Here is a 26,437-nt window from a genome sequence, read left to right on the forward strand (position 1 = left end):
TCATGCGTTCTCCGTTTGTTTCAGTGTAAACGGAAAACCTCTAATTGCGAGCGACCAGTTTTTCGGGGAGGGTTACACACTGAAACGCTTTTGCTCCAAAGTTTTCAACGTTGATTGATTTGAACTTGAACAAACCAAAAACTAATGTATAGCCTTTGCTAAACAAAGCAGTCCAAAACACGACTCATTGCTGTTACCACACAGCTAAAAAATCAGTATCAAAATCACTAACTTTAGTTAAGATAGAGTCAATGCCACAATTCATATAAGCATGCTTTACGTGCTGTTAATTAGTTTTTATTTAAAATACGGGGTGCATCATGGGTACAGTTATAGGTATGTTGGTCTTGGCGTTCATCGCGTACTTGGTAAAGAAAAATACGGGGCTGCACTTACATCAGTGGTTTTCTAAGAAGTATCAAGAATATCTAGACACGAAGAGAAAGAACAAAAAATCAGCATGACTCACGATGAGATGTGTTACTTCCATTCGTCATGCCCAGAACTTTCTCAGTGGCACATCGTAAATCAGAATTGTCCATGAAATGAGTCAGTGATTCTTCCGCTCAACTCAGTCACTAGAATATCTACGCAAACAAAAAGGGGCTACGTGAGCCCCTTTCTATATTTGGATAAAAAGCCGTTAACTCAAGCTTTCTGTTATCACTGGTTTGGTATTACGTCTTGCAATCCAATACGCCACTCCTCCCCAAAGCAGTGTTAGACCCCATAGCCCCGTCCAATATTGCGCCACTTGTTGCCACGTTGCGCCCATTTGGTTGAGTGCTAAAAAGCCTTTAATTGCCCATGTACTTGGGCTTAAGTCTGCAAACCAAAGTAGGGGGGCCGGAATCGATTCAACCGGCCAAATAAAGCCCGCTAAAAAGACTAATGGCAACGAGCTAACAAGTACGACAACAGAGACCAGTTCGCGTCGTGGTAGTAAATAACCGAGCCATAATCCCAAGCCACAGCATCCGAGTAAAAATGGCAGTAACATGGTGAGCAATTCGCTCGGGTTTGCAACGCGGTTGACGCTTAAGCGCTCAAAACTAAAACCAAAGTAATACGCGCTAAGTAGGTAGTAGATTGCAACAAAAACTAAGGTTCTGGCGAGCAATAAAGCGCCAGTTGACGCTTGTGACCAATAACCACGCCCATGGCGTTGCGTACCCGTTTGCAAACCCACCGCCATGATCAGAGTCTGCTGTAGTATCAGTACGAATACCGCTGGCACGACATACTCGATGTATCCCATGGTTGGGTTAAAGGTCGGTTTCATGTTGATCTTGAATGCAGAATAATCGTGGCTTGCCATATTTAGCGGCACACCGTCGATGAGCATTTTACTTACTTTGACCTCTGCACCTAACGCGCCACCAGCTTGTGCTAATCCTTCAACCACTGTGCCGTAAACCAAGAAGTAAGAGGCATCAGCGGCGTAAGCCAGAGTTGGACTCTTACCTAACATTAAGTCTTTATAGAAGTTCTCAGGGATCACCAAGAAGCCAGTGATTTCACGATTGAAAAATGCGCGTTTTGCATCAGCAATAGTATGTAAACGGGCAACAATATTGACTTGTGGGGTTGCATCCACCATGCGCTCCAGCTTTAAGCTCGTTTGGCTTCCATCTAAGTTAACAGCCGCAATAGGTTGCTCGCGCGGGATTTGCTGTGCGTAGGGCAGTGGATACAAAAATGAATAAAACACCACGCCACCAAATACAGTAAGCACGACAACTGGGTTGGTTAAGACAGAGCGCAGTTCCGTTTTAATCAATTGCCAAAAACTCATACAGTCTCCTGTGGATCGTTGTTGCTTGCCATGCTGTCTTTAATCGCAGCATCACGATGCTTGAGCACAAGTACGACGGTTAGCATTAGGGGAATAATATAACCAATCATTGGCCACAAAGAGCTGAGAGATTGCGCCGCAGTTGCGCCATAGTTAGTTTGTTCAACCTGCACTTCGATATAGTGAGTGATAGGTAGTAACCCACGCCATGCCAGCGCCAATGGATTCATGTCAGCGACTGGGAAGGTAACTCCCATAAAAGCAAAACTTGGGGCAGTAAACGCGCCAGCAAAACTCATTGCACGTGCAGGATCCATCGGTAAGAAGAAGAACATTGCGCCCATAATGATACAAGCGATAACGGTAACGAATTGCGCAATGAATAGGACGGTAAAGCTGCCTTCCATCGGCCAATCGAGCAGGACATAAAACCAATAAAGGAAGAGGGCTCCTTGCAGCATAAATAGGGGAATATATTGACTGAGAATTCTAGTCAATTTCCTAATGGGTTTATCACCTAAAAAAGCGAAACTGTTTTTTTGATGGCCATAGAGTCGAAAATGCGCAGCAAGTATCAATATGGTGCTAACCACCACACTAATTTGCCAAATGGCCGGAACGATAGCGGTAACCAAAAACTGAGCATAGTTAGTGTTGCGGTTAAACAGGGCCGTGATCTGAGTCGAAATTGGCACCGCCTGGCCTGTAGCTGCGAGCATCGTTGTGTTGCCTTTTGCTAGATCACCCATCGCCTCTAATTGCGCATCAAAGTAGCCGAGAGATTGCGCCACCGCCGAATTGACCAGCTTTGCAACCAGAATATATTGGCTGTTGAAGAACACGGATATCTGCGGTTGGCGATGCTGAAGAATGTCCTGATCTAAATTATGAGGGAGTACTACATACGCGTAGATGTCACCTTCAATCATGGCGGTCTTTGCTTCTAAAGCACTATTGTACTGAAAATTTATCGACAAAGTTGGTGATGCATCCAAGGTCTGCATCATTTTGCGTGAGAGTTGGGAATGTTGTAAATCTACCATGCCAATGGGTAGATCTCTTGCAATGCCAATAGAGAAAACACCCCAAATGGTGACGGCTAATAAGACAGGAAGCCAAGTCAGACACGAAAATAACCATTTATCGCGCCGTAGGATCTGTCGTTGGGAGATAGGAATCGTCATAGAGTTAAACCAATGCCATTAAAGTTCAACCACAACGCTCATACCCACACGCAGCCCAGACTCTTCTTGGGTTGGTCGGGCTTCCACTTCAAAAGTACGAAGATCAAACCCTTTAGATGCATCAGTGGCGCGCCATGTTGCGAAATCACCCATCACAGCAACATGAGTAACTTTGAACTCCACTTCTCTATCTAGCGCAGGCAGGTAAGCATTAAAGGTCGTTCCTTTGGTGAAGTGATTCAGAAGATCTTCCCGAACGTTCAAGGTTGCCCAAGAGTCCTGAATATCGATAACGGTGACCACAGGGAAGCCTTGTGGAGCGAGTTCACCGCTTTGCAATAACACTTGTGATACTTCACCATCAAACCAGCTAAAGATTTTGGTGTCTTTCACATAAGCCTCAACTTCTGCTACGGCACCAGCTGCCATTTTAACTTTTTCAGCAGCGGCAACTTTAGTTTCGGTACGCGTTCCCTCTTTTGTCATCTGGTACATTTGCTTAGCGGCACTTTCGGTGTATTTTGCCGCTTGCCATTGAGTGAAAGCTTCATCACGTTTTTGTTCTGCTATGACGCCATCATTGTACAAATTTTCCACACGTCGGTACGTTTTGTTCATCAAACTTGCTGCAGCTTTTGCTTTTAACCATTGATCTTTTGCTGCTTGGATTTGTTGTTCACGTGCGCCTTTTTCAGCTTCTAATGCCAATGCGCCCGCCGCTTTTTCTTCGGCTTTAGCTTGCTCTAGTTTAGCCTCTATCTCGGGATTGTGCAGAGTGAAAATAAGCTGACCTTTTTCTACATCATCGCCTTTACGTACGAGGACATCATCAATACGCCCCGGTACTTTTGACGAAATCGTGTACTGTTGAGCTTCGATCAAACCTTGTAGGCGAACTGGTTCTGGTTGGTATGCGTGGTAAAATTGATAGCCAACCCAAGAAGCGATACCGAGAGCGCAAAGAGAAAGTAGAGTGGGTTTTAAAAATTTTGCTACCATGAACTATTTGACCTTCTTATCTGTTGAGGTTGATGAATGTGCAGTGCTTTGGTATTGATTAAAACTATTCATTTCATTGCTAAGCGCTAATAGTTTGGTTAACGACATTAAATAGTGAAAACGTGCTGTTGATTGTTGAGTTTTGATACTCGCGACAAAGAGTTGAGCGTCAACAACTTCGAGCGAAGTGGCAAGACCTTGTATGAAGGATTTTTGTCTAAGGCGTAAATTTTCGTTGGCGAGTCGTATACTGGACTCCAAGCCTTCCACTTCATCAATGGCTTGTTGAGCTTGGAGATAGGTTTTTTGTACCAACAAAGAAAGGTCCTGTTTCGCCTGTGATTTTAGTGCGTTCACTTGCCTGATCATGCTCTGCGCGGCTTTAACTTGTTCACTACGACCCGATGATTCAATCAGTTGTATATTCACCCCTACGCCCACTAGCCAATCTGGCTTCATTTGGCTCGCGAGGGAATCATCTTCATACAAGTTGTAATCACCAAATAGGAAAACCTCTGGATAATATTTGCCCTTTTCTGCTTTGAGCAAGCTAGATGCCTGCTTGTGCTTCGCGTCGAGTAAATCTAAACCAGGGTAGGTAAGTAGTGTTTGATCAATAAATGCGTTAAGAGGAGGAAGTTGTTTATTTATAAACAAAGCCTCAGAAGGTTCAACCAAGCCAACTTGCTCTAAAATCTTACCCAACGCTGATTGAGCGATGACCAAATCGCTGTTTGCTTTGCGAGTGTCGACTTTTGCTTTGTCGAGGGATGCTTCAGCTTGAAGGCGCTCAACTCGCGAGATTTGACCTTGCTCTTCCAATTTTAGTGCGAAGTCGCGGTGCTTTTCTAAGTCTTTCTCAACGGCTTGACGTGTCGTTAGCACTTCTTTGGCGAGCACCACTGAGAAATAGTATTTTGCAAGATCTTCGAAGCGCGCCTGCTGCTCCATCGCTAGTTGGCTTTTCGCCTCATCGGTTTTACCTTGTGCCGCTGATTGAGCTGCATCAATACGGCCTCCGGTAAAAATTGGCCAGATTGCCCGGATAGAAGAAGAAAAAATATCACGCTCAGTGATGGTTGAGGTGGTATTTGCTAGCGTATTGAACACAGGCTCAACTATCGGTAGAAACTCCGGTGGAACGCTAATTTTTTGCCCAGTACTGTCGAATATCTGTTGGCCTGACAGGGTGACATCGTTATCCAAGTGAGTGTAACTAGCACTAAGACTTACCTGAGGAAGATTCAAGTTATCTGTCGCATTTTGCTGATACTCGTAATTTTCTACGTTGGCACGCTTTGCTTTTATAGAGTAGTTGTTTTCTAACAATAACTGCCATGCATCACTGAATGTAATTGGAGCTGCTTGGCAGGCAAAGGAAATAGAACTACTAAGAAGACTTAAAATCCAAAACTTTCCATATTGTGTCATAGTCATCCCTTCGTTTAGAGTAATAACTCTAATATAAGGTAATAAATAGTAAGTGTTAAGTAGTTAATTTGGAATTAATAGGGATTGGGTTGCGCCCTCTTTCTAGTGTAGAGGGCAAATGAGCAAATGGGCAAATAGGTCAGTTAGGGGCTATTTTATTGAAGGGCAATAAAACTCAGCTCTCCACTCGAGTTGACGAGAGCCACGAATCGTATTCAGTAAGTCTTTACCACTCATTTGAGGAAAGGAAAGCAGCACTTTAAGGTCGTATGGGCTAACTTCGCTTTTTTCATAAGCTCTGACGTGGGTAAACGTTGAATACATATTTTCTGACAGCATAGCCTTATTAAGGCAAATTCCAAATGTATCTCGTTCCATGCTTTGATATTCCTTTGTAACTATAAGTGCATCTTTGTTTATAGCTATACAGCAGCAGTTGGTAGTTAAGCGTTTGTCATAAAAAAAGGTATTATTGCTATTATGTCATTTTTTGAATTACCTAGTGAATGTGTTGAGCATTAAATAGGCTTCCTATTTAGCTGCTTTTTATTCGAAGCTCTGAATGACGCCTTTGACTAAAAATTATACGACCTAACCCCCCGAAATGCCTAAAAATTCGCTAATTTTGACGTGACAAAGATCAAGGTACAGGTGGCAAATGATGTATCGAGTTAAATAGTTAATACGACCATTTGGCTAGCGCTATGATTGGGATTTGATGTTTCACGGCGTTTATATCTAAGTTATTCTCGCTGAATCCAGCATCTTGAGGTTACTTGGGTATATATATTGACCATAAAGCACAGCGTTTGATTCGTTTGTTCACAGATTTATCATTTGATGTAAGCCACTGTGTAAACTCAGTGTTAATTTAGCGATAAATAGGGAAGTATTCAGAGATTAAGGGAAAGAGCAATGAGTTGGAGTACGATCAGCTTTCGCAAGCGCATGCTTATTATTATGACGCTCTCGGGCTTGATCGAGCTTCTTATCCTGGTTGCGGCAGGTTTTACTTACCTCAAGTATGACCAAGAACAGGAAATGGGCGAGAAAGCACTTGGAGTGGCTCGTTTCCTTTCTACCTCTCATATTGTTCGAGAGATGATCGAATCGCAAAACGCGGACCCATACCAACAGAGATTTCGGGATATGGCGGATGCGATAGGCGCTGCATTTATCGTTATTGGTGATAAAAATGGCGTTCGATTGATTCACCCGATAGACAAACGCGTAGGCAAGCCAATGAAAGGTGGCGACAACCAACAAGCGCTGGTGGAGGGGCTTTCGTACATTTCAACTGCTCAAGGTTCATTGGGGTACTCTGTACGTGGTAAAGCGGCGATTTTTGACGCGCAAGGTAACATCATTGGTGTGGTATCGGTTGGTTATCTGTTAGAGCGACTGCAAGATCGTATTGAACCATTTTTTGCTTTCCTTATTTTAATGGCATTAGTCGTGGTTGCTGCCAATGCGATTGTTTCTAATTATGCCTCGCATAAATTCCAACGAGCGATCTTAGGATTTGAACCAGAAGAAATTGGTCGTTTGTATGGTGAGCTCGATGTCACGATGTGCACCATCAAAGAGGGCGTACTGAGCATTGATGCGCAAGGTGTGTTGCGTTCTATTAACCGCAGCGCTTGTCAGATTTTGGGTATTGATAGAGACGTTGCGCTGAATAAGCCTTTGACTGATACACTCCGTGACAGTGACTTGTATACGGTGCTGGAAACGGGACAAGAAGATCATGATATCGAGATCTTCCTTAATCACAAGCTCTTGATTGCTAACCGTTCACCGATCTACGTAGATGGAAAAATCGTGGGTGCCGTATCGAGTTTTCGTCTGCGCGATGAGATCAACGAACTCACCGAGCAGTTGTCGCAAACCAAAGAGTATGCGGACTTACTTCGCTCACAGACACACGAACACAGAAATAAGCTCAACACCATTAGTGGATTGATTCAAATGGGTGAACTTGAGTCGGTGCAACAGCTGATTGGCCAAGAAACGGCGCACTATCAAGCGATGATCGAATTCTTACGTGACACGATTAAAGATCCGCTACTTGCGGGCTTGTTGTTAGGCAAAATTGAACGCGCTCGCGAATTAGGGTTGCAGTTGGTGGTCGAAGAGGGCAGCCGCTTAGAGTCATTACCATTGTGGCTGAACTCAGAAGATTTAGTGACCATTCTTGGCAACCTCGTCGATAACGCATTTGACGCTACGATGACTGCGATTCAAACTGAGTCATCGATCAGCAAGGATCGGAGAATCATTGAAGTATCAGTGAGCGATTATGGAAATGAAGTTATTTTGGAAGTGCTCGATCAAGGTTGTGGTTTACCAGAAGATATTGAACCGCAAGAGCTGCTGAAAAAAGGCGTGTCAACTAAGTCGCGTCAGAACAGAGGTGTTGGATTACACCTTGTGAATCAACTGACTATACGTTATCACGGCTACGTTGAGATGCTACCAAATACAGAGCATGGAACGAGAATTACCGTATATTTGCCAAAGGAAGAACAAATATGAATATGGCAACGCGAGTCATGATCATCGAAGATGATATTGCGATTGCAGAGCTACACCATAAATTCCTGAGTCAGCTTTCAGGCCTAGACGTGGTGGGCATAGCAACAACGCGAATGGAAGCAGAGTTGCAGCTAGAAGTGTTAAAGCCTGATTTATTATTGATGGACGTCTACCTCCCTGATGGAACGGGGCTTGAAATCTTAAATACGTTGCGTGCAAACAAGCAAACCTGTGATGTTATTTTGATCACGGCCGCTAGAGATGTGGCAACATTGCAACAGGCAATGCGAGGTGGGGTGGTCGATTATTTGCTAAAGCCGGTGATGTTCCCGAGACTGGAAGCCACGCTGCAAAAGTACGTCTCCCAACGACAGCAATTAGATGTGGCAGAAAGAGTAGATCAGAACTTGGTCGACAAAATGCTGCAATCAAGTATTGCAACGGACACTACGTCTCAGCGCTTACCAAAAGGCATTGATGGTGTAACGTTAGATAAGATTAGCACTTTGTTTGCGGGAGATGAAATGTTTACCGCAGATGAAGCCGGTGAGCAGATTGGTGCAAGTCGCACAACGGCGAGACGTTATTTGGAATACTTAATTAGCTCTGGTGAGTTAGAAGCGGACCTAAACTATGGCACTGTTGGGCGGCCCGAGCGTTGCTATAGGAAGGTGATGCGGTAACGGGTATCTTTAAGGTGAAAGAAAAGCGGAGGTTCAAATGGGCCTCTGCTTTGTCTTTCCTACCTTGATTTGTGAATGATTTACAAGTGGTCATTGAGTTCTCGACTAATTTTAGTTAGGCGCCGTTCTCAGTCAAAACAAAGTAGGGCTATTTTTCTCTATTAGTGTGCATGGGTGATGTGATGGATTGTCATTATCGTACAATAAACCGTCACCTTAGCGCTTTTGCGCAATTTTTGCCATATTGAGAAAGTTGGATGTTGCTTATGATTCAATTACTTATATTATTTTATGGAAATTATTTAATCGTTTGCACTAGCAAGTGTTGATGTAAATCAAATAGTCGTAGACAATACGTCCCCGTGTCGGAAATCTCCTCCACAGAGTGCAAGGTTGTACTCTAGAGACATAAGTGTCCGAAGTCACCAGAAAATGCTGAAATCCAAGCTATGTTTAAGGCTCTCAGCAGTGACAGTTATTTCGGTCTATAGGCTTTATCTATCAACGAAATAGGTAAGACCAATTTTCTATTTTGAGGTGCCATTGATAGGGTTGGCTCAATCCTTTTAGCCGTATCCAGGCACACTATAAGTACCTCGTTTTTAAGGGAAAGATGATGGTAATACCAGAAAACAGCAGCATCGTTATTTTTGGTGCTTCAGGTGACCTTACATACCGTAAGTTAATTCCTGCTCTATACCACCTCTATGCGAACAAACAGCTTCCAGATAATTTTGCCATTCTAGGCGTTAGTCGTACTGAATACAGCGACGATTCTTACCGAGAAAAGCTGAAGAAATCGCTGCAGGACATGGAGAAAACGGAGCCAGAAACGCTTAATGCATTTATCAATCACCTGCATTACCAAGCAATCAATACTTCTGACACACCAGATTACAGCAAGTTGGTGACTCGTTTAGACCAACTGGCAGACGAATACCAATTCGAACAACGTAATACACTTTTCTACCTTGCGACGCCTCCAAGCCTATACAGCGTGATCCCTGCAAGCCTAGCAGCACACAGTCTGAATAACGAGGAAGATGGTTGGAAACGTCTGATTATCGAGAAACCATTCGGTTACGATCTTGAATCAGCGCGCATTCTAGACAAAGAAATCCACGAACACTTTCAAGAGCATCAGATCTACCGTATTGACCACTACCTAGGCAAAGAAACGGTTCAAAACCTTCTTGTACTTCGCTTCTCTAACGCGATGTTTGAACCGCTATGGAACCGTAACTTCATTGATTACGTGGAAATCACAGGCGCAGAATTCTTAGGCGTAGAGGAGCGTGGCGGTTACTACGACGGTTCAGGCGCGGTACGTGACATGTTCCAAAACCACTTGTTACAAGTACTCGCAATGGTAGGCATGGAGCCACCAGCTCAGATCAACGCTGACTCCATGCGTGATGAAGTGGTGAAAGTGCTTCAATGTCTTAAACCACTGGATGAAGACGCGCTACGCAATGACCTTGTTCTGGGTCAATACACCGCTTCTGAAGTTCGTGGTCAACACCTACCGGGTTACCGTGAAGAAAACGGCGTAGCAGACGATTCTCGTACCGAGACTTACATTGGTTTGAAAGCTTACATCAATAACTGGCGTTGGAATGGCGTGCCTTTCTACGTACGAACAGGTAAGCGTCTTCCTACTCGAGTAACTGAGGTGGTTATCCACTTTAAACAGACACCACACCCAGTGTTTGGTCAAAACGCACCAGAAAACAAGCTGATCATTCGTATTCAGCCAGACGAAGGCATCCAAATGAGCTTTGGTCTGAAAGAGCCAGGTGCAGGTTTTAAAGCAAAAGAAGTGAAAATGAACTTCCATTACGCTGACCTGCAAGAAACCCAAATGCTGACTGCTTATGAGCGTCTACTTTTAGATGCACTAAACGGTGATGCAACGCTATTTGCTCGTAGCGATGCGGTTGAAGCGTGCTGGCAATACGTGCAACCTATTCTTGATTTCAAGCAAGACCCACAAGCGCTATTTGGATACGCATGTGGCACATGGGGACCAAAAGAAGCGGACGACTTGCTACAGCGAGCTAACCGAGCTTGGCGTTTCCCTTGTAAAAACTTAACTGATACGGACTACTGCGAACTATGATCAACCACAAGATCTACCAAACAGCAGAGCAGGTAGTAGAAAGCCTTGCTAACGACATGAAAGCGTTTAGCGAAATGGGCCGACCTGTTCATATCTCCCTTTCTGGCGGCAGCACACCTAAAATGCTGTTTAAGCTACTGGCAACAGAGGCTTACGCGACGTCAATTCAGTGGCAAAACCTACACTTCTGGTGGGGGGATGAGCGCTGTGTTGCACCGGATGATGCAGAAAGCAACTACGGTGAAGCGAATACACTATTGTTTAGTCAGGTCGCTATTCCTACTGAGAACATCCACCGCATTCGTGGTGAAGAAGAGCCAAAAGCAGAAGCAGAGCGTTTTGCGAAAGAGATGGCAGAAGTGATTCCAACGGAAAATGGCACACCAGTGTTTGATTGGATCTTGCTTGGCGTTGGCGCAGATGGTCATACCGCCTCTCTGTTCCCAGATCAGACAAACTACGATGATGAGAACCTATCAGTATTGGCTTCTCACCCTGAATCTGGTCAGATTCGCGTATCGAAAACGGCACGTGTATTAGCAGCAGCGAAGCGCATCAGTTACTTGGTACTTGGCGCAGGTAAAGCAAACATTGTTGAAGAAATCAATAGTTCACCAGCACAAGACCTCCCATATCCGGCAGCGAAGATCCAAGCGAAAGCGGGTCTGACGGAATGGTATTTAGATTTAGACGCAGCGGCAAAAATCGCGTAATGCAGTCGCTAGTCGAAGAAAAGACAATTGGAGAGAAACAATGAAAGGTGATATCGGTGTAATCGGCCTTGCTGTAATGGGTCAAAACCTTATCCTAAACATGAACGATCATGGCTTCAAAGTAGTGGCGTACAACCGTACTACCGCGAAAGTCGACGAGTTCCTAGATGGCCCAGCAAAAGACACCAACATCATTGGCGCATACTCGCTAGAAGACTTGGTAGAAAAACTAGAAGCACCACGTAAAGTGATGCTGATGGTTCGTGCAGGTGATGTGGTTGACGCTTTCATCGATGCTCTAGTCCCTCTACTAGACAAAGGCGACATCATCATTGACGGTGGTAACACTAACTACCCAGACACAAATCGCCGCGTAGCACACTGCCGTGAGAAAGGCATTCACTTCATCGGTACTGGCGTGTCTGGTGGTGAAGAAGGTGCGCGTTTTGGTCCTTCAATCATGCCTGGCGGCTCTCCAGAAGCTTGGGAAGCGGTTAAGCCAATCTTCCAAGGTATCTCTGCGAAAACTGACGCTGGTGAACCTTGTTGTGACTGGGTTGGTAACGATGGTGCAGGCCACTTCGTTAAGATGGTACACAACGGCATCGAATACGGTGACATGCAGCTTATCACTGAAGCTTACCAGTTCATGAAAGACGGTCTTGGTATGTCTGCAGACGAGATGCAAGCGGTATTCACTGATTGGAACAAGACTGAGCTAGACAGCTACCTTGTTGAAATCACGGCTGACATCCTAGGCTACAAAGATGAAGACGGTGAACCACTAGTAGAGAAGATCCTAGACACTGCAGGCCAAAAAGGTACGGGTAAATGGACAGGTATCAACGCACTAGACCTAGGAATTCCACTAACGCTTATTTCTGAGTCTGTGTTCTCTCGTTGCCTATCTGCACTGAAAGACCAACGTGTTGAAGCTGAGTCTCTATTCGGCAAGACAATCACACCAGTTGAAGGCGATAAGCAAGAGTGGGTTGATGCACTGCGTCAAGCGCTACTAGCATCTAAGATCATCTCTTACGCTCAAGGTTTTATGTTAATGCGCGAAGCATCTAACGAAAACGGTTGGGACCTAAACTACGGTAACGTAGCACTGATGTGGCGTGGTGGTTGTATCATCCGCTCTGCGTTCCTAGGCAACATTCGTGATGCGTACGAAGCGAACCCAGATATCGCATTCCTAGGTTCTGACGAGTACTTCAAAAACATTCTACAAGGCAGCCTAGCGGCATGGCGTAAAGTAGCAGCGAAATCTCTAGAGTCTGGTATCCCAATGCCATGTACGATTTCTGCGCTATCTTTCCTAGACGGTTACACAACAGCGCGTCTACCAGCGAACCTGCTTCAAGCTCAACGTGACTACTTCGGTGCTCACACATACGAGCGTATTGACCGTCCACGTGGTGAATTCTTCCACACAAACTGGACGGGTACAGGCGGTAACACAGCGTCTACCACTTACGACGTATAATTCGTAGTTTTAAAACTGACGAAATACAAAAGGATGCCCAACTGGCATCCTTTTTTTTATTGCCTGTTTACTAGAAACTCTAAGAGTACTTATGCACTCTTTTCTTTTGTATTGCCTTTGTGGTGAGAACCGAATTTGTCATTCAAGTAGAGTAGTCCGCTGACGAGGAGCGTCACAACGGAAACCGTAAAGAGGGCATACATACTTAATACCCAAGCGAATGTGGCTGTCAGAAAGGCAATGAAGGAAAACATTCTGCTGAATGACATAACATGACCGAGTTTAATATTTTTCATAACGCCTCCCAAATCTTAGCGGGTAGAAACAAGAGTGATTTAACACCGCATTTCGATGGTCTCTTTTTTGCCCGAAAAATACCCAAAAATCAGGCTAAAGATTTCTCAAAAAAGGTTAAATGTTGACCTGTTCGACAGCTTTTGTCGTGGATTTTTATGTGTTTCATTGCCTAAGGTGTTCGTTGGCATTTTTGAGCTTTGAGAAAATCAAAAATGATGTCTAGTTTTAGCTAGAGTTAATGTATCCCAACTGATACCGCAGGAAACTCTTATGCTCAAAACTCAGCTTAAACGTGTTGTATTGCTTACAAGCTTATTGATTTCATCGTCTGCCATGGCGGCGACGAGCAATTACAACACGGATATTCCACAGGGCATTATGACGCCAGATAAGGTGGAAACCAGCATTGGTACTTTAAACTTCAATGATGGTGTACCAAGTGAGCAAACCACTGAGAAGCTATATAACCATTTAGATACCATGCGTGCGACAGAAGTGTTTATGAATGCGATTCCTATGGCATCGTTAGAAGCATTGAGACTTGGGCATGAAGAAATGGGAATTACCCAGTCTAATCAGGTTATGTTGTTCGATAATTTGATGGATTCCAATCCGCTGTTTTTGACAGGGAACACTGACACCGTTTATGCATCGGCTTTTTTGGATTTAGAACGAGATGGCCCAACGGTGGTTGAAATCCCACCAGGAATGGGACCAACAACGATTAATGATGCCTTTTTCCGTTTTGTGACCGATATGGGGGTGGTTGGCCCAGACAAAGGTGAAGGGGGGAAGTACCTAATTTTACCGCCTAACTATGAAGGCGAAATACCAGAGGGCTATCACGTAGCACAATCAACAAGCTACGTGAACTGGTTTATCGCGCGTGGTTTCTTGAAAGACGGGAAGACTGACGCAGCGGTCAATGCATACCATACAGGGTTGAAGATCTACCCACTGTCAAAGAAAGGCGATCAGCCTAAGATGGAGTTCATCTCCGGCAGCGGTAAATCGTTTAACACTATCCATGCGAATAATGAGCATTTTTACGATGAAATCAAAACAGTGATGGATAAAGAGCCGATTGAGTTTATCGACCCAGAAATGCGCGGTTTGATTGCGACAATAGGTATTCAAAAAGGTAAGCCGTTCAAACCTGATGCGCGTATGCAGAAGATTCTGAAAGATGGTGCTGCGATTGGTAACGCAACAGCGCGTGCTTTGATGTTTAACCCACGCACAGGAAATGCGTACATTTGGGACGATCGTAACTGGAAAACCGCTTTTATCGGCAAAGATTATCAGTGGCTCATTGATGCAGGTAAAGGCGGGCGCAATCTGGATGCGCGTACTTATTTTTTCTACATGGCAACGGTAAACACTCCAGCGATGGCGCTTAAGATGATTGGCAAAGGCTCTCAGTATGCCATTGTTGATAAAACTGCAGAAGGTGAGTTTTTTGATGGTGGTAAAAACTACAAACTGACGATTCCGGCGAACGCACCAGCGAAGAACTTCTGGTCGGTGGTGGCTTATGACCCTCAAACACGCTCGGAGTTACAAACTAGTCAACCGTTCCCAAGTAAGAACGATAAGCGTGACAAGATGGTAGAAAACACCGATGGTTCTGTTGATTTGTACTTTGGTCCAACCGCACCGAAGGGTAAAGAATCAAACTGGATTCAAACGGTTCCAAACAAAGGGTGGTTTAGTATCTTGCGCATGTATGGTCCTCTAGAACCTTGGTACAACGGCACTTGGAAGCCAAGTGACATTACGGAAGTGAAGTAAGTTTTGGTGAAGTAATAAGTCATTAGCCGATCTGTTTTAGATCGGCTTTTTTGGCTGTAAATTAGTTTGATGCAGTGCCTGTCTAATAAAAGTTTCCACTTGATCGATGATAGGGTGCTGATAGAAAGCGCGATGATATTGTATGCCTACATCAAAGTCATTTGTTTACCATTAAACAACAATGGAATACGGAAAATACCCTCAGGAATCGAGCTGTCATCAAGGTACATCACAAACACATACGGGCTGACTTTTACGCAGTCGAGGGCCAAGGTCATGGATGAAACCGTGAGCTTTTGATCTAACGTGATCCCAGTGTTTTTTCGTACTCGTTCATAATAAGCACTGACATCCAACGACCCCATCGATACGCGAACCGTCTGCGAGTTTTCTATTTCACAGAGCTGCTGGCAAAGTAATGTTGGTGTATAGATGCTTTTTCTACATTGAATAGTTCGTTGTCAAAATGCTGACGACATTCAGCAACTGGCGATTGAAGGTTGCTTTGCTTATATCCAAGGTATGGCACACTTTGACTTGTGATTTTTGTTGGTTCAACAGGTGGAGAAAGCGATATAAATTTAAATCGAAAGTGATTTCATGGAGTCAGTTCGCCCAAAATTAGCGTCTTAAGTATCAACGTGTCTCATCCTCTGTTCCAATAAAAGAATCAATGATTTTTCCTTTTGTGACATAGAGTTAATATGTTGGTGACTACGGTAATCGCTTTGATAGCAAAACTAAGATTACATAAAAGAGGAATAAGAGTATTAGGTAAGCCTTTGATCTCATCCTATAATTAGTGGCATGCGGAGGATGTTTGATAGACCAATATCCACTATTTTTAAAGCCTGCAAACAAGGAATCAACGAAAGTTGAGATTGTTTACGTTTGCCAAGAAGGTGATTAGCACAATTAATTGAGGTTCTAGCGATGACTCTTAACAAGTACTTTGTTTTTATTCCAGCAGATTTGGATCAGGAAACGCACAAGGAAAATGAAGTGATATTAGAAACGGAAGCTCAACGTCAGGCATTAGTAAAACAGGCGCAGCAAGAGGGCGGATTGTAAACTCGGCTTCAAAATGAGAAGAGCACCCAATGCGATGCTCTTTTTTATTTCCTTGGCACTCGTGATCCCAATGCTACGATTTCAATATACCAAGGGTTTTGAGCTTGCGATAAATGGTATTGCGGCTCAAGCCGAGCATACGTGACGTCTTACTGATGTTGCCCTGAGTTGCTTGGTAAGTCTTGACCAGTTTATCTTCGACTGTCGTACGCATGTCGGCTTCTTGAGCATCGGTAACGGCTTGAGTTGTTCGGCATTGACTCAGTTTGTTCGTGAGATGAGTGGGTACATGGCCCAGTGTTAATTGCGGTTCACCTTCCGCCATTAAGGTAGATACTTTGAGTAGGCTGTCTAGTTCACGTAAATTACCCGGCCAAACATAATTAAGCAGTAAAGACACTAGATGAGGGCAGATAGTCTGCTCAGATGGCGAGTGGCGACGATGAATATTTTCTATTAATGCAAGTTGGTCACTGCGATCTTCAAAGCGTGGCAACTCGATAATCAAACCATTGAGGCGATAGTAGAGATCCTGACGAAATGCCCCTATTGTAACTAGCTGCTCTAGATCTTTGTGTGTCGCAGCGATAATTTGCGTATCGACCTGAATCGTTTGGTTAGAGCCTATCGGCAGCACGGTTTTGTCTTGCAGAACATGCAGTAAACGGGTCTGTGCTTCCAGCGGCAAATCAGCAATCTCATCCAGGAACAACACCCCTTTATCTGCTTGGCGAATCTTACCTTGATAGCCTTTGTTGTTTGCTCCAGTGAAGGCGCCAGCAACATAACCAAACAACTCGGACTCCACTAAATCTTTAGGCAGTGCTCCACAGTTTACTGAGACTAATGGCCCGTTTTTTCTCACACTGTTTTTGTGTAGGGCTTTAACGAACTCATTCTTACCAACGCCGGTTTCACCCAGGATCAGCAAGCTAATGTCTTTATCAATTACGCGGTTCGCTTGTTGCCAGCAATGCTCGACATTGGTATCGCCATAGTGGAGATCATTCGATGCAGAAATTGAACGTGATTGAGTTTTTCTTTCTGATAGCGGTTGAGTTTTGAAGACGAGAGCCTGATTGCTCGAAGAGCTATCTAGAATCGCCTCAAGTGATTGTCCAACCACATTCTTTTGGTCAAGCAACTGTGACGCAACTTGATTGTGCGCGAGAATTTGCCCTTCCTGATTGGCGATGATAATGCCTTGCCACCCACTATTGAGCAGCCCCTGTTCGCAAGCAATATCCACTCGAGTATGTCCTTGAGGGATTTGATTGAGAAGTTGGTTCTCCACTTGTTGAACCATGTTCTGTACGAGCACTTGGGTAGAAAAGTCGTGTTTCTTTTGCTCACTAGTGATATCGAGTACACCGATTAAATGTCCCAAATGATCAAAGATAGGACTGGCCGAACAACTGATAAAACGATGATGCTGAATGAAATGTTGGTCACCAATAACCGAAACCGGTTTTGCTTCCACCAATGCAGTGCCAATGGCGTTAGTGCCTTTGAGTTTTTCCTGCCAGCACGCACCAGAACTGAGAGCAATTTCCGTTAATTTTTCACGAAATTTGGGTTGCCCCCAACTGCCGATGATCACGCCTTCGGCATCGGTCAGTATCAGTCGGCTATCACTATGGGCGAACAGTTGATTAAACAAAGGTAAGGCGAATTGCTTTACAGAATCGATTAAGAAGTTGAGTTGGTGGCGTCTGTCTTGCAGAAATGCAGAGGTGACACGAATATCGTCTGGGCGACGTCGCTGTTTTAAACCGGCTTGTTCGCTTCTATCCCATGAAGTTGAAAGCCAGTTGCTATTGGTAATGTGTTGAAGTTCCATGACTGTACCATTTTGTCACAGTGAGGGTGTGCCATTTTGGAACACTTGAACACTGGTGTTCACACCATACATGCGCTCAAACATCACTCACTTGGTTTGTTATCGCTTGGTAATCATAGTTTTACATTTAATTAACAACAAGGTGTGTGTTGTTGGCATGTGACTTGAGTATTGTTCTTACAAGGAGTTGAACACTCTGCTGTATAAAACTAAAAACTGAACGAGAACAAAAGGAAGAGTTATGATCTATGCACAACCAGGTAGTGACAATGCCATCGTTAATTTCAAATCACATTACGATAACTACATCGGTGGCGAATGGGTAAAACCTGCTAGTGGCGAATACTTTGACAATACCTCGCCAATCAATGGTCAGACGTATTGTAAGGTCGCTCGTTCTGGTGAGGCGGATATTAACCTCGCATTAGATGCTGCGCATGGTGTCAGAGCACAATGGGCGAAAACCAGCGTTACTGAGCGTGCTAACATTTTGCTTAAAATTGCTGACCGTATTGAACAGAATCTAGAAGAGCTCGCGGTGGCAGAAACGTGGGAAAATGGTAAGCCAGTCCGTGAAACGTTAGCGGCGGATCTGCCTTTGGTTGTGGACCATTTCCGTTACTTCGCAGGTTGTATACGCGCTCAAGAAGGCAGTGCAGCTGAGCTCGATGAACATACTGCAAGTTATCATTTCCCTGAACCGATTGGTGTGGTAGGTCAGATCATTCCTTGGAACTTCCCAATGCTGATGGCAGCGTGGAAGCTTGCTCCAGCGCTTGCAGCAGGTTGTTGTGTAGTGCTCAAGCCTGCCGAGCAAACACCGACGTCGATTCTGGTTCTGATGGAAAAGATTGGTGATCTTCTACCTGCTGGTGTGGTGAATGTGGTCAACGGCTTTGGTTCAGAAGCAGGGCAAGCATTGGCCACCAGTAACCGAATCGCCAAGTTAGCATTTACTGGCTCAACTGAAGTGGGTAACCATATCCTTAAATGTGCGGCAGAGAGCCTCATTCCATCGACAGTCGAGCTCGGCGGTAAGTCACCAAACATCTACTTCCCAGATGTCTTCGATCACGAAGATGATTACCTAGATAAATGTATTGAAGGCACTCTGCTTGCGTTCTTTAACCAAGGCGAAGTGTGTACCTGCCCATCTCGTGTATTGGTGCACGAATCAGTGTACGACAAGTTCATTGCCAAAGTCGCAGAGCGTGCTAAAACCATTAAGCAAGGAAACCCATTAGATACCGACACTCAGGTTGGTGCTCAAGCATCACAAGAGCAGTTCGATAAAATTCTAAGTTACCTAGAAATCGGCCGCCAAGAGGGGGCGAAAGTGGTATTTGGGGGGGATGTGGCGAAACAAGAAAACGAACTTGAGCAAGGTTACTACATTCAGCCAACGTTATTGCAAGGTCATAACGGAATGCGTGTCTTCCAGGAAGAGATCTTTGGTCCAGTTATAGCCGTCACGACCTTTAAAGATGAAGCGGAAGCGCTGGCGATTGCCAATGACACCGAGTATGGACTGGGTGCCGGCGTATGGACGCGTGACCAGAACCTTGCTTATCGTATGGGCCGTAACATCGAAGCAGGACGTATTTGGATCAACTGCTACCACGCTTACCCAGCGCATGCAGCGTTTGGTGGCTACAAGAAATCTGGCATCGGCCGAGAAACGCACAAGATGATGCTAGACCATTACCAGAATACCAAGAATCTATTGATCAGCTACGATGTCAATCCGCTAGGATTTTTTTAAACTAGCAGTCTTTTCAAGACAACCAAAAAAGTCCCGAACGTTCGGGGCTTTTTTTATGGAGTGGAGGGGAGAACGAGTATTCGTAATTTCTTACTGATCAATGCTTTCCAGAGTCTGACTCTTATTCACAGGATGTGATCTTTGACATTATCAATTTGTTAACGCTTGCTATACTTACGTGTCCATAAACTAAGGAAAAGGACGTTCAATGTTAAAGCTCAAGCAAATTGTTGTCGCGGCTTCTTTGGCTGCATTAAGTACAAGTTTTTCAGTTTCTGCAAAAGATACGTTCATTACTATCGGTACGGGCGGTGTCACTGGCGTTTACTACCCAACAGGTGGTGCAATTTGTCGTTTAGTCAATAAATCGCGTGCTGATCACGGCATTCGTTGCTCGGTAGAAAGTACGGGCGGTTCCGTTTACAACATCAACACTATTCGTGCTGGCGAACTAGATTTAGGCATCGCGCAGTCAGATTGGCAATCCCATGCCTATAACGGAACGAGCAAGTTTGAAGATAACGGACCTTTTAAAGAGTTGCGAGCGGTGTTCTCTGTTCACCCTGAACCATTTACCGTTGTGGCTCGTAAAGACGCCAACATCAATACGTTTGATGATCTAAAAGGCAAGCGAGTAAACATTGGTAATCCGGGTTCGGGTCAACGTGGCACGATGGAAGTGCTGATGAAAGAGTATGGTTGGACTTATGATGATTTTAAACTTGTGTCTGAATTAAAAGCGGCAGAGCAATCCAAAGCGCTGTGCGATAATAAAATTGATGCGATGATTTATACCGTCGGTCATCCAAGTGGTGCAATCAAAGAGGCAACGACATCTTGTGACAGTGAGATTGTAACTGTTACGGGGCCGATAGTAGATAAATTAGTTTCAGACAATAGTTTCTATCGTCTCGCAACTGTACCTGGTGGTATGTACCGTGGCTCTCCGGATGATGTTCAAACCTTTGGTGTCGGCGCAACATTTGTTTCTTCTACGGCAGTGCCAGATGAAGTTGTGTACAACGTTGTGAAAGCGGTATTTGAAAACTTTGATAGCTTCCGACGTCTTCACCCGGCATTCGCTAACTTAAAGAAAGAAGAGATGGTGAAAGATGGTTTATCTGCACCCCTTCATCCAGGTGCTGAGAAGTACTACAAAGAAGTTGGGTTGATTAAGTAACGCCACATGCCGCCAATAAAAAACGCCATCGTATTTGCGATGACGTTTTTGTTTGTTAGCGCTAAGCAGAACCTCAATGAGTAAAGCGAGCTTTGGCACTCAGGTATAAACATCAACAAAGAAGTAGGCGGTAATTAACATAGAGGAGAGCGCGACAAAACCTTTTACATAGCGAGGATGTAGCTGTCGGGACACGCGTGCAGCTAAGTAACCACCGACTAAAGTACCAACCATCACGACGCTGCCTTTGGTCCAATCAATCGAACCGTTGGAAATAAAAATAACAATAGCAATCAGGGATACACAGGTCGAAACCAGCAGTTTAAGACCGTTCATTAAGTTGATGTCTTGATGTCCTGCAACCACCAAATAACTCAAGACGATGACACCTAATCCAGCATTAAAGAACCCGCCGTAAGCAGAAACGCCAATCAGAAGTAAGCTCAAAGCAATTACACCCACAACTCCGGCATGCTTACTTCCTTTGGTGAATGATTTGATGGCAGCGGTTAGATGCGAGCCAGTGAGAAAAAGCACCGTCGCAAACAATAGTAACCAAGGTATAGCTTCAAGAAAAATAGATTCTGGCGTGTTGAGAAGCAAAAATGCGCCGACGGCACCACCAACTAAACTGAAAGAAACGGTAAATCCTAGCTCATGCTTGTTCTTGAGGATTTCTTCACGAAAACCGATTGCACCACTGATATAGCCAGCACAAGAGGCGTAGGTGTTCGTTGCGTTCGCCGTGATAGGAGGTACACCTACCGCCATTAATGCTGGAAAAGTGATAAAGCTGCCACCACCCGCTACCGAGTTAATGACCCCGCCGAGGATGCCCGCAGCAAATAAAAGTGCAAATTCCAGCAGCATGAATCGTCCTTTAAATTGTTTGTTGTCAGGATGTTAACAATACTTTGGTCGAGAGAATAAAGGAAGCAGTGATTAGCCAAAGAAACAGCCACCGCAGAGGGTGGCTTGGTTTCAAAGGTCTATCTTGAAGGGAAATAGACTTTTTATTGCTCTACCTTTTCAGGTTGGGCTTTCAGTTTTTGAACTAACTTTACAAACAACGGGCTGCCAAGGACTAACACAGCAAGTATTGTGAAGGTTAGTGTGATTGGACGCTCCCATAGGAAATTCAATTCACCGTCAGAAATCATCAACGCGCGGCGTAAGTTCTCTTCCATTAATCCACCGAGGATAAAACCAAGCAACAGAGGCGCGAGAGGGAAGTTAGCCAGCCTCAAAGCGATCGCGGTCATTGCCACGAGAAGCATCACAAATACATCCATGGTATTGAACGACACCAGATACACGCCTGTGATTGAGAAGAACAAAATCATTGGCAGAAGCACCGTTCTTGGTACCGCCAGCAGCTTGGAGATGTAAGGGATCAGTGGTAGGTTCAAAATAACCAGTACGATGTTGCCAAAGTACATGGAGATAATCACTGACCAGAATACATCTGGATGTTCAACAAACAAACGAGGGCCAGGTTGAATGCCGTAAGCGATAAGCGCTCCTAACATGATTGCCGTCGTACCGGAGCCTGGAATACCAAGCGTAAGAAGTGGCACAAATGAACCGCTTGATGCCGCATTATTCGCTGACTCAGGTGCCACTAGACCACGAATGCTACCTTTGCCGAACTCTTCTTTCTTCTCTTTTGGCGCGAGGTTGCGCTCTAGGCCGTAGCTCAGGAAGGCGGCAATGGTTGCACCTGCGCCCGGGAGAACGCCAGTGAAAAAGCCGAGAATGGAAGAGCGAATAGAGACCGGTGCGACTTCTTTGATTTCTTCTTTTGTTACCTTCATCGAGCCAATATTACTTAGTTTCTGTTGCTCCTCATCCCGAGTGTCGTTTGATGGCTTCAAAATGCCCATCAAGGTCTCACCTAGTGCGAATGTCGCCATCGCCAATAGCAAGAAACTAAAACCATCCATCAGATCAGTCATGCCGAAGGTGAAACGTTCAACACCTACGCCTTTATCGATGCCAACCGTAGACAACATCAGACCAAGAATGGTCATCATCCAAGCTTTAATGACTTGACCTTTACCCGCAAACGCGGCAACGGCAGATAAGCCCAATAACATCAGCGCGAAATAGTCTGAGGACTGAAAGCTCAATGAAACTTTCGCCAGCGCCGGAGCGGCCACAAGCAACATAATGGCGGAAAGTGTGCCACCAGTAAAAGAAGAGTACGCCGCCAGTGCCAGCGCTTTTCCTGCTTGACCTTTTTGCGCCATCGGATAGCCATCAAACGCGGTGACTACCGTGGATGAACAACCCGGCGCATTAATAAGAATTGAAGACGTTGAACCACCAAATACTGCACCGTAATACACGCCAGCCATCAAAATCAGACCGGATGACGGATCTAAACCGTAAGTTATCGGGATCATCAGGGCGATAGCAGAAATTGGGCCAAGGCCCGGTAACATTCCGATGAAAGTACCGACGAAACAGCCCACGATCACCATCATGATGTTCATTGGCATAACCGCAGTGGATAAACCTTGTAGAATTCCATCTAACATAATTCAGTCCTTTCTTTTGACTACCAGATGGTAAAAATCAGGCCAGGCTCAAGGTAGATATCGAGACCTTGAGTGAGCAATAAATAAAACGCAATAACGAATGGGAATGAGGCACCAAACAGCACAGGTTTACGTCGTTCGCCAAGTAAATAAAAACTAGCTAACAGGAAAAAGCCCGTTGCTAATACGAAACCAAGGTACGTTAGACCAAGGCCGTATAGAGCCATCAATACGAGGAAGGCGATAAGTAGTTTCCAATTAAAAGACAGGACTGCACCACTTTGTTTGTCTGGTTGGCCAGTGACAAGCAGCATCAAAGATAGAGTGATACCAGCATAAGTCAGAATGGTTGGAAGTGTCCGTGCAGTGAACGGTTCGTATTCATCACCAGGGAATAACGGAATTTGCGACGTTTGATAGCCGTAGCAAAGGCAAAAAATTAAAAAGATCATCGCGCCTACACGGTCACGGCAGAGCAAGTATTCTTTGGTAAAAAGATTGGTTGAATGAGACATATCCAACTCCTAGAACATCAGGGAAAGGCCGTATATGAGCGTTAATGAAGAAAGGTAAGCCATTAACAATTAAGAGCATCACTACAAGTCGAATGACTTAGTGCTTGCGAATTAATAACAAAGGAGTTTTTACATGTCGAATGTCCGACGATGCCCATATACGGCTAAAATAAGAGTGCAAATATAACTGGGGCTAAGGATGGTTAGCCCCGTAACTCGGATTAAGAGTTGCTGTTATTTCAGGAAACCTAGCTCGCGCATTAGGTCACCCATTTGCAGCTCTTGCTCTTCTAGGAACGTGAAGAACTCTTTATCCGCTTTGTAATTGTCAATCCAACCATTGCGGTCACGCACTACTTGCCATTCGTCCGTGTTGTACATTTTGGTCAGAGCCGCATTCCATTCGTCTAGTTTGGCTTGGCTCGTCCCTGGGGCTGCGAAGAATCCACGCCAGTTAGCAAACACGGTCTCATTACCATATTCTGTTAACGTTGGGATGTCTGGTGCTGCGTCTAGACGCTTTGGTGCCGTAATCGCGAGTACCTTTACCTGACCAGATTTCGACATCTCAAGTACTTCACCCAAACCGGTTGAAAGCAGTTGAGTTTCACCAGATAGCAGCGCAGCCATCGCCTTGCCGCCTGCATCGTAAGCGATGTAACGTACTTTACGCGCGTCAAAACCTTCGCCTTTAAATGCCGCTGCGACCACAAGGTGATCCATCGAACCCCTTGCAGAGCCACCGGCGATCTTCACTTTACGTGGGTTAGATTCGAATGCACTAACCACGTCTTCCCAAGAGTTATATTGCGAATCGGCAGGCGCGACAATAGCACCGTAGTCTGCGATGGTCGCAGCGACAGGGGTCAGGTCACGGAATGATTGTGGGAAAATACCCGTCAGTGAGCGAACAACGATAGGCGTAGAGTTCACCATCAGGGTGTCTGGTTGACGCTCAGCGGTTTCAATCAGGTGGGCGATCGCTTTACCACCGCCTCCACCAGAGAGGTTTTGAAATGAAACATTCTCAACGATGTCCGATTTTACAAGTACATCACCAGTGCCACGAGCGGTCATATCCCAACCGCCGCCAGCACCACCAGGAATGAGGAAATGAATTTTCTCGACATCAGCAGCGAAAGTGTTGAAAGAAAAAGAGGCAGCAATGATCGATGCAGCGAGTGTTGGTTTGAGTACCTTTAACATGTTTCACGTTCCTTATGTAGGTGACTCTACTGTTTTGAAGAGTCTTATTATGTGGTCGTTTAACGAAGTAGGGGACCTTGTTATCGATGGGTTGAAGGTTAATAAGGTGTTAATGGGAAGTCTCTAATGCGTAAATAAAGAGAATATTGGGCATAATCAAAGTTTTGTTCATAAAGTTCACAGTCTTGTACATGATGAACTGAATATAGAAAAAGCATTTGAGAGTAAAAAATGACCGGTAAAAAGGTGTTTGAGCCATTTACATCGAAGTTAGAAGTGGCCTTAAACACCCAGGTATCATGGTTGGATTGTCGACAACTTGTTTTTCGTTGTCGAAATTTGATGATTAATATGCGGTTTATTTCCACTTATCGTCATTAGGAACCTATACCTTAGTCTAAATTGTCGACAATCTTCTTGCTTGTAGACAATGCAATCGGTTATTTTACATTTAAGTTAAGAGATTGTTGGCACTCTGGTGTCGTAAGCGTGAATTCCTGGACATGAATATTGAATTAAAGCCTCGCCAAAAATCGGCAACTTTGGAGAAAGAAAGAACAAAATCTAAAACGTTGATGAGCTCTCTTGTTGAAGCCATCGTCAATGGTGATATACCGCCGGGTACCAAGATCTCGGAGCCAGAACTGGCCAAGCAATATCAGGTTAGTCGAGGTCCTCTACGTGAAGCCATGATGCGTTTAGAGGGGTTAGGGCTGATTGAACGCATTCCCCATGTCGGCGCTCGCGTGATTACCTTCTCTCCCGAAAAGCTGATTGAATTATATTCGGTTCGAGAAGCATTAGAAGGGATGGCAGCGAGGCTAGCGGCGCGTTACATCACTCAAGAAGAACTGCAAAACTTGGAGAGGTTACTGTCGAGGCATTCAAAGCACATTGATAATGTCGAGGGCGCGTCTTATTTTCACCAGCATGGCGATTTTGACTTTCATTATTGTATCATAAAAGCGAGTCGAAACAGTAAGTTGATCTCATTACTTTGCGATGAGCTGTACCACTTACTGCGCATGTATCGCTACCAATCTCCTCGAGCTCAGTCTCGTCCCAATGAAGCGCTTATTGAGCACGAGTTTATTCTCCAAGCCATTCGCAATCGTGATGAGGAGCTGGCAGAAATGCTGATGAGAAGACACATCTCAGGTAGCAGGAAATTGATCGAACAACATATTTCACATTCAGAACGTTTAGAGATAGAACAAGACTAGAAGGAAATTGTCATGAGCTTATCACCAGGGGCGAAATTCCGGCTCGCCGTTGAGCAAAACGATC

At 44.8% G+C, this 26,437-nt stretch carries 21 protein-coding genes and 1 pseudogene; 10 read left to right on the forward strand and 12 right to left on the reverse strand.

The window, feature by feature from the left end; genetic code table 11:
- Positions 1-643: 643 nt before the first annotated feature.
- The 5 genes from ACVA54_RS18460 to ACVA54_RS18480 form a co-directional block, all read right to left on the reverse strand.
- The gene (locus tag ACVA54_RS18460; RefSeq protein ID WP_446649835.1) at positions 644-1,795 is read right to left on the reverse strand and encodes an ABC transporter permease; all 1,152 of its coding nucleotides are present in this window, start codon (positions 1,793-1,795) and stop codon (positions 644-646) included.
- Positions 1,792-2,979, reverse strand: a complete 1,188-nt coding sequence (locus tag ACVA54_RS18465) for an ABC transporter permease (protein ID WP_446649836.1) — start codon at positions 2,977-2,979, stop codon at positions 1,792-1,794. The genes ACVA54_RS18460 and ACVA54_RS18465 overlap by 4 nt, the downstream gene beginning before the upstream one ends.
- A gap of 18 nt (positions 2,980-2,997) precedes the next feature.
- A complete protein-coding gene (locus ACVA54_RS18470; RefSeq protein ID WP_446649837.1) occupies positions 2,998-3,978 on the reverse strand; it encodes an HlyD family secretion protein in 981 nt (326 codons plus the stop codon).
- A gap of 3 nt (positions 3,979-3,981) precedes the next feature.
- A complete protein-coding gene (locus tag ACVA54_RS18475) occupies positions 3,982-5,409 on the reverse strand; it encodes a TolC family protein (protein WP_446596261.1) in 1,428 nt (475 codons plus the stop codon).
- Between the two features lie 150 nt (positions 5,410-5,559).
- Entirely contained in the window at positions 5,560-5,787 is a 228-nt protein-coding gene (locus tag ACVA54_RS18480; RefSeq protein WP_099078796.1) for a hypothetical protein, read from the reverse strand.
- A 537-nt stretch (positions 5,788-6,324) separates the two neighbouring features.
- On the opposite strand from ACVA54_RS18480, the gene ACVA54_RS18485 reads away from it, so the two are divergent.
- The 5 genes from ACVA54_RS18485 to gnd all read left to right on the forward strand — a co-directional run bounded on the left by ACVA54_RS18485 (position 6,325) and on the right by gnd (position 12,948).
- The gene (locus tag ACVA54_RS18485) at positions 6,325-7,944 is read left to right on the forward strand and encodes an ATP-binding protein (RefSeq protein WP_446608658.1); all 1,620 of its coding nucleotides are present in this window, start codon (positions 6,325-6,327) and stop codon (positions 7,942-7,944) included.
- Positions 7,941-8,627 (forward strand): response regulator, encoded by a 687-nt coding sequence (locus ACVA54_RS18490; protein ID WP_099078798.1) that lies wholly within the window; start codon positions 7,941-7,943, stop codon positions 8,625-8,627. Before ACVA54_RS18485 ends, ACVA54_RS18490 begins: the two co-directional genes overlap by 4 nt.
- 616 nt (positions 8,628-9,243) lie before the next feature.
- Positions 9,244-10,746 carry a glucose-6-phosphate dehydrogenase gene (gene zwf / locus ACVA54_RS18495; RefSeq protein WP_172438087.1) on the forward strand — a complete coding sequence of 501 codons (1,503 nt, stop codon included), beginning with the start codon at positions 9,244-9,246 and terminating at the stop codon, positions 10,744-10,746.
- Positions 10,743-11,459 carry a 6-phosphogluconolactonase gene (gene pgl / locus ACVA54_RS18500; RefSeq protein WP_446640246.1) on the forward strand — a complete coding sequence of 239 codons (717 nt, stop codon included), beginning with the start codon at positions 10,743-10,745 and terminating at the stop codon, positions 11,457-11,459. Before zwf ends, pgl begins: the two co-directional genes overlap by 4 nt.
- A 40-nt stretch (positions 11,460-11,499) precedes the next feature.
- Positions 11,500-12,948 carry a decarboxylating NADP(+)-dependent phosphogluconate dehydrogenase gene (gnd, locus tag ACVA54_RS18505; protein WP_099078801.1) on the forward strand — a complete coding sequence of 483 codons (1,449 nt, stop codon included), beginning with the start codon at positions 11,500-11,502 and terminating at the stop codon, positions 12,946-12,948.
- Positions 12,949-13,037: 89 nt separating this feature from the next.
- Here gnd and ACVA54_RS18510 read toward each other — a convergent pair whose 3' ends face one another.
- Positions 13,038-13,244: a hypothetical protein gene (locus ACVA54_RS18510; protein ID WP_099078802.1), complete on the reverse strand. Its 207-nt coding sequence runs from the start codon at positions 13,242-13,244 to the stop codon at positions 13,038-13,040.
- Between the two features lie 271 nt (positions 13,245-13,515).
- Here ACVA54_RS18510 and ACVA54_RS18515 point away from each other — a divergent pair, with 271 nt between their 5' ends.
- Complete coding sequence (locus tag ACVA54_RS18515; RefSeq protein WP_446649838.1) at positions 13,516-15,036, forward strand: DUF1254 domain-containing protein; 1,521 nt, start codon at positions 13,516-13,518, stop codon at positions 15,034-15,036.
- A gap of 36 nt (positions 15,037-15,072) precedes the next feature.
- On the opposite strand, the pseudogene ACVA54_RS18520 reads toward ACVA54_RS18515, so the two are convergent.
- Positions 15,073-15,633 (reverse strand): annotated as a pseudogene (locus tag ACVA54_RS18520) (hypothetical protein).
- Positions 15,634-15,969: 336 nt separating this feature from the next.
- Between ACVA54_RS18520 and ACVA54_RS18525 the strand changes: the two are divergent.
- Positions 15,970-16,107, forward strand: a complete 138-nt coding sequence (locus ACVA54_RS18525) for a hypothetical protein (protein ID WP_172438088.1) — start codon at positions 15,970-15,972, stop codon at positions 16,105-16,107.
- Between the two features lie 73 nt (positions 16,108-16,180).
- On the opposite strand, the gene ACVA54_RS18530 is transcribed toward ACVA54_RS18525, so the two are convergent.
- Entirely contained in the window at positions 16,181-17,947 is a 1,767-nt protein-coding gene (locus tag ACVA54_RS18530; protein ID WP_446649839.1) for a sigma-54-dependent Fis family transcriptional regulator, read from the reverse strand.
- A 241-nt stretch (positions 17,948-18,188) separates the two neighbouring features.
- On the opposite strand from ACVA54_RS18530, the gene exaC reads away from it, so the two are divergent.
- Both exaC and ACVA54_RS18540 read left to right on the forward strand, forming a co-directional pair.
- Positions 18,189-19,709, forward strand: a complete 1,521-nt coding sequence (gene exaC, locus ACVA54_RS18535) for an acetaldehyde dehydrogenase ExaC (protein WP_446596264.1) — start codon at positions 18,189-18,191, stop codon at positions 19,707-19,709.
- Positions 19,710-19,917: 208 nt separating this feature from the next.
- The gene (locus ACVA54_RS18540) at positions 19,918-20,889 is read left to right on the forward strand and encodes a TAXI family TRAP transporter solute-binding subunit (RefSeq protein WP_099078806.1); all 972 of its coding nucleotides are present in this window, start codon (positions 19,918-19,920) and stop codon (positions 20,887-20,889) included.
- A 99-nt stretch (positions 20,890-20,988) separates the two neighbouring features.
- On the opposite strand, the gene ACVA54_RS18545 is transcribed toward ACVA54_RS18540, so the two are convergent.
- The 4 genes from ACVA54_RS18545 to ACVA54_RS18560 all read right to left on the reverse strand — a co-directional run bounded on the left by ACVA54_RS18545 (position 20,989) and on the right by ACVA54_RS18560 (position 25,150).
- Positions 20,989-21,759, reverse strand: a complete 771-nt coding sequence (locus tag ACVA54_RS18545) for a sulfite exporter TauE/SafE family protein (RefSeq protein WP_099078807.1) — start codon at positions 21,757-21,759, stop codon at positions 20,989-20,991.
- 143 nt (positions 21,760-21,902) lie between these two features.
- Positions 21,903-23,429: a tripartite tricarboxylate transporter permease gene (locus ACVA54_RS18550; RefSeq protein WP_099078808.1), complete on the reverse strand. Its 1,527-nt coding sequence runs from the start codon at positions 23,427-23,429 to the stop codon at positions 21,903-21,905.
- 20 nt (positions 23,430-23,449) lie between these two features.
- Complete coding sequence (locus ACVA54_RS18555) at positions 23,450-23,944, reverse strand: tripartite tricarboxylate transporter TctB family protein (RefSeq protein ID WP_172438089.1); 495 nt, start codon at positions 23,942-23,944, stop codon at positions 23,450-23,452.
- Between the two features lie 234 nt (positions 23,945-24,178).
- Entirely contained in the window at positions 24,179-25,150 is a 972-nt protein-coding gene (locus tag ACVA54_RS18560) for a tripartite tricarboxylate transporter substrate binding protein (RefSeq protein ID WP_099078810.1), read from the reverse strand.
- 503 nt (positions 25,151-25,653) lie between these two features.
- Here ACVA54_RS18560 and ACVA54_RS18565 point away from each other — a divergent pair.
- Positions 25,654-26,373, forward strand: coding sequence for a GntR family transcriptional regulator (locus ACVA54_RS18565; RefSeq protein ID WP_119463543.1), 720 nt, complete (start codon positions 25,654-25,656; stop codon positions 26,371-26,373).
- Positions 26,374-26,437: the final 64 nt, after the last annotated feature.

The sequence above is a fragment of the Vibrio sp. PNB23_22_6 genome (assembly GCF_052877535.1).

Coding starts and splice junctions, on each gene's coding strand:
- ACVA54_RS18460 (WP_446649835.1), bottom strand. CDS start 1,795: ATGAGTTTTTGGCAATTGATTAAAACGGAACTGCGCTCTGTCTTAACC.
- ACVA54_RS18465 (WP_446649836.1), bottom strand. CDS start 2,979: ATGACGATTCCTATCTCCCAACGACAGATCCTACGGCGCGATAAATGG.
- ACVA54_RS18470 (WP_446649837.1), bottom strand. CDS start 3,978: ATGGTAGCAAAATTTTTAAAACCCACTCTACTTTCTCTTTGCGCTCTC.
- ACVA54_RS18475 (WP_446596261.1), bottom strand. CDS start 5,409: ATGACACAATATGGAAAGTTTTGGATTTTAAGTCTTCTTAGTAGTTCT.
- ACVA54_RS18480 (WP_099078796.1), bottom strand. CDS start 5,787: ATGGAACGAGATACATTTGGAATTTGCCTTAATAAGGCTATGCTGTCA.
- ACVA54_RS18485 (WP_446608658.1), top strand. CDS start 6,325: ATGAGTTGGAGTACGATCAGCTTTCGCAAGCGCATGCTTATTATTATG.
- ACVA54_RS18490 (WP_099078798.1), top strand. CDS start 7,941: ATGAATATGGCAACGCGAGTCATGATCATCGAAGATGATATTGCGATT.
- zwf (WP_172438087.1), top strand. CDS start 9,244: ATGGTAATACCAGAAAACAGCAGCATCGTTATTTTTGGTGCTTCAGGT.
- pgl (WP_446640246.1), top strand. CDS start 10,743: ATGATCAACCACAAGATCTACCAAACAGCAGAGCAGGTAGTAGAAAGC.
- gnd (WP_099078801.1), top strand. CDS start 11,500: ATGAAAGGTGATATCGGTGTAATCGGCCTTGCTGTAATGGGTCAAAAC.
- ACVA54_RS18510 (WP_099078802.1), bottom strand. CDS start 13,244: ATGAAAAATATTAAACTCGGTCATGTTATGTCATTCAGCAGAATGTTT.
- ACVA54_RS18515 (WP_446649838.1), top strand. CDS start 13,516: ATGCTCAAAACTCAGCTTAAACGTGTTGTATTGCTTACAAGCTTATTG.
- ACVA54_RS18525 (WP_172438088.1), top strand. CDS start 15,970: ATGACTCTTAACAAGTACTTTGTTTTTATTCCAGCAGATTTGGATCAG.
- ACVA54_RS18530 (WP_446649839.1), bottom strand. CDS start 17,947: ATGGAACTTCAACACATTACCAATAGCAACTGGCTTTCAACTTCATGG.
- exaC (WP_446596264.1), top strand. CDS start 18,189: ATGATCTATGCACAACCAGGTAGTGACAATGCCATCGTTAATTTCAAA.
- ACVA54_RS18540 (WP_099078806.1), top strand. CDS start 19,918: ATGTTAAAGCTCAAGCAAATTGTTGTCGCGGCTTCTTTGGCTGCATTA.
- ACVA54_RS18545 (WP_099078807.1), bottom strand. CDS start 21,759: ATGCTGCTGGAATTTGCACTTTTATTTGCTGCGGGCATCCTCGGCGGG.
- ACVA54_RS18550 (WP_099078808.1), bottom strand. CDS start 23,429: ATGTTAGATGGAATTCTACAAGGTTTATCCACTGCGGTTATGCCAATG.
- ACVA54_RS18555 (WP_172438089.1), bottom strand. CDS start 23,944: ATGTCTCATTCAACCAATCTTTTTACCAAAGAATACTTGCTCTGCCGT.
- ACVA54_RS18560 (WP_099078810.1), bottom strand. CDS start 25,150: ATGTTAAAGGTACTCAAACCAACACTCGCTGCATCGATCATTGCTGCC.
- ACVA54_RS18565 (WP_119463543.1), top strand. CDS start 25,654: ATGAATATTGAATTAAAGCCTCGCCAAAAATCGGCAACTTTGGAGAAA.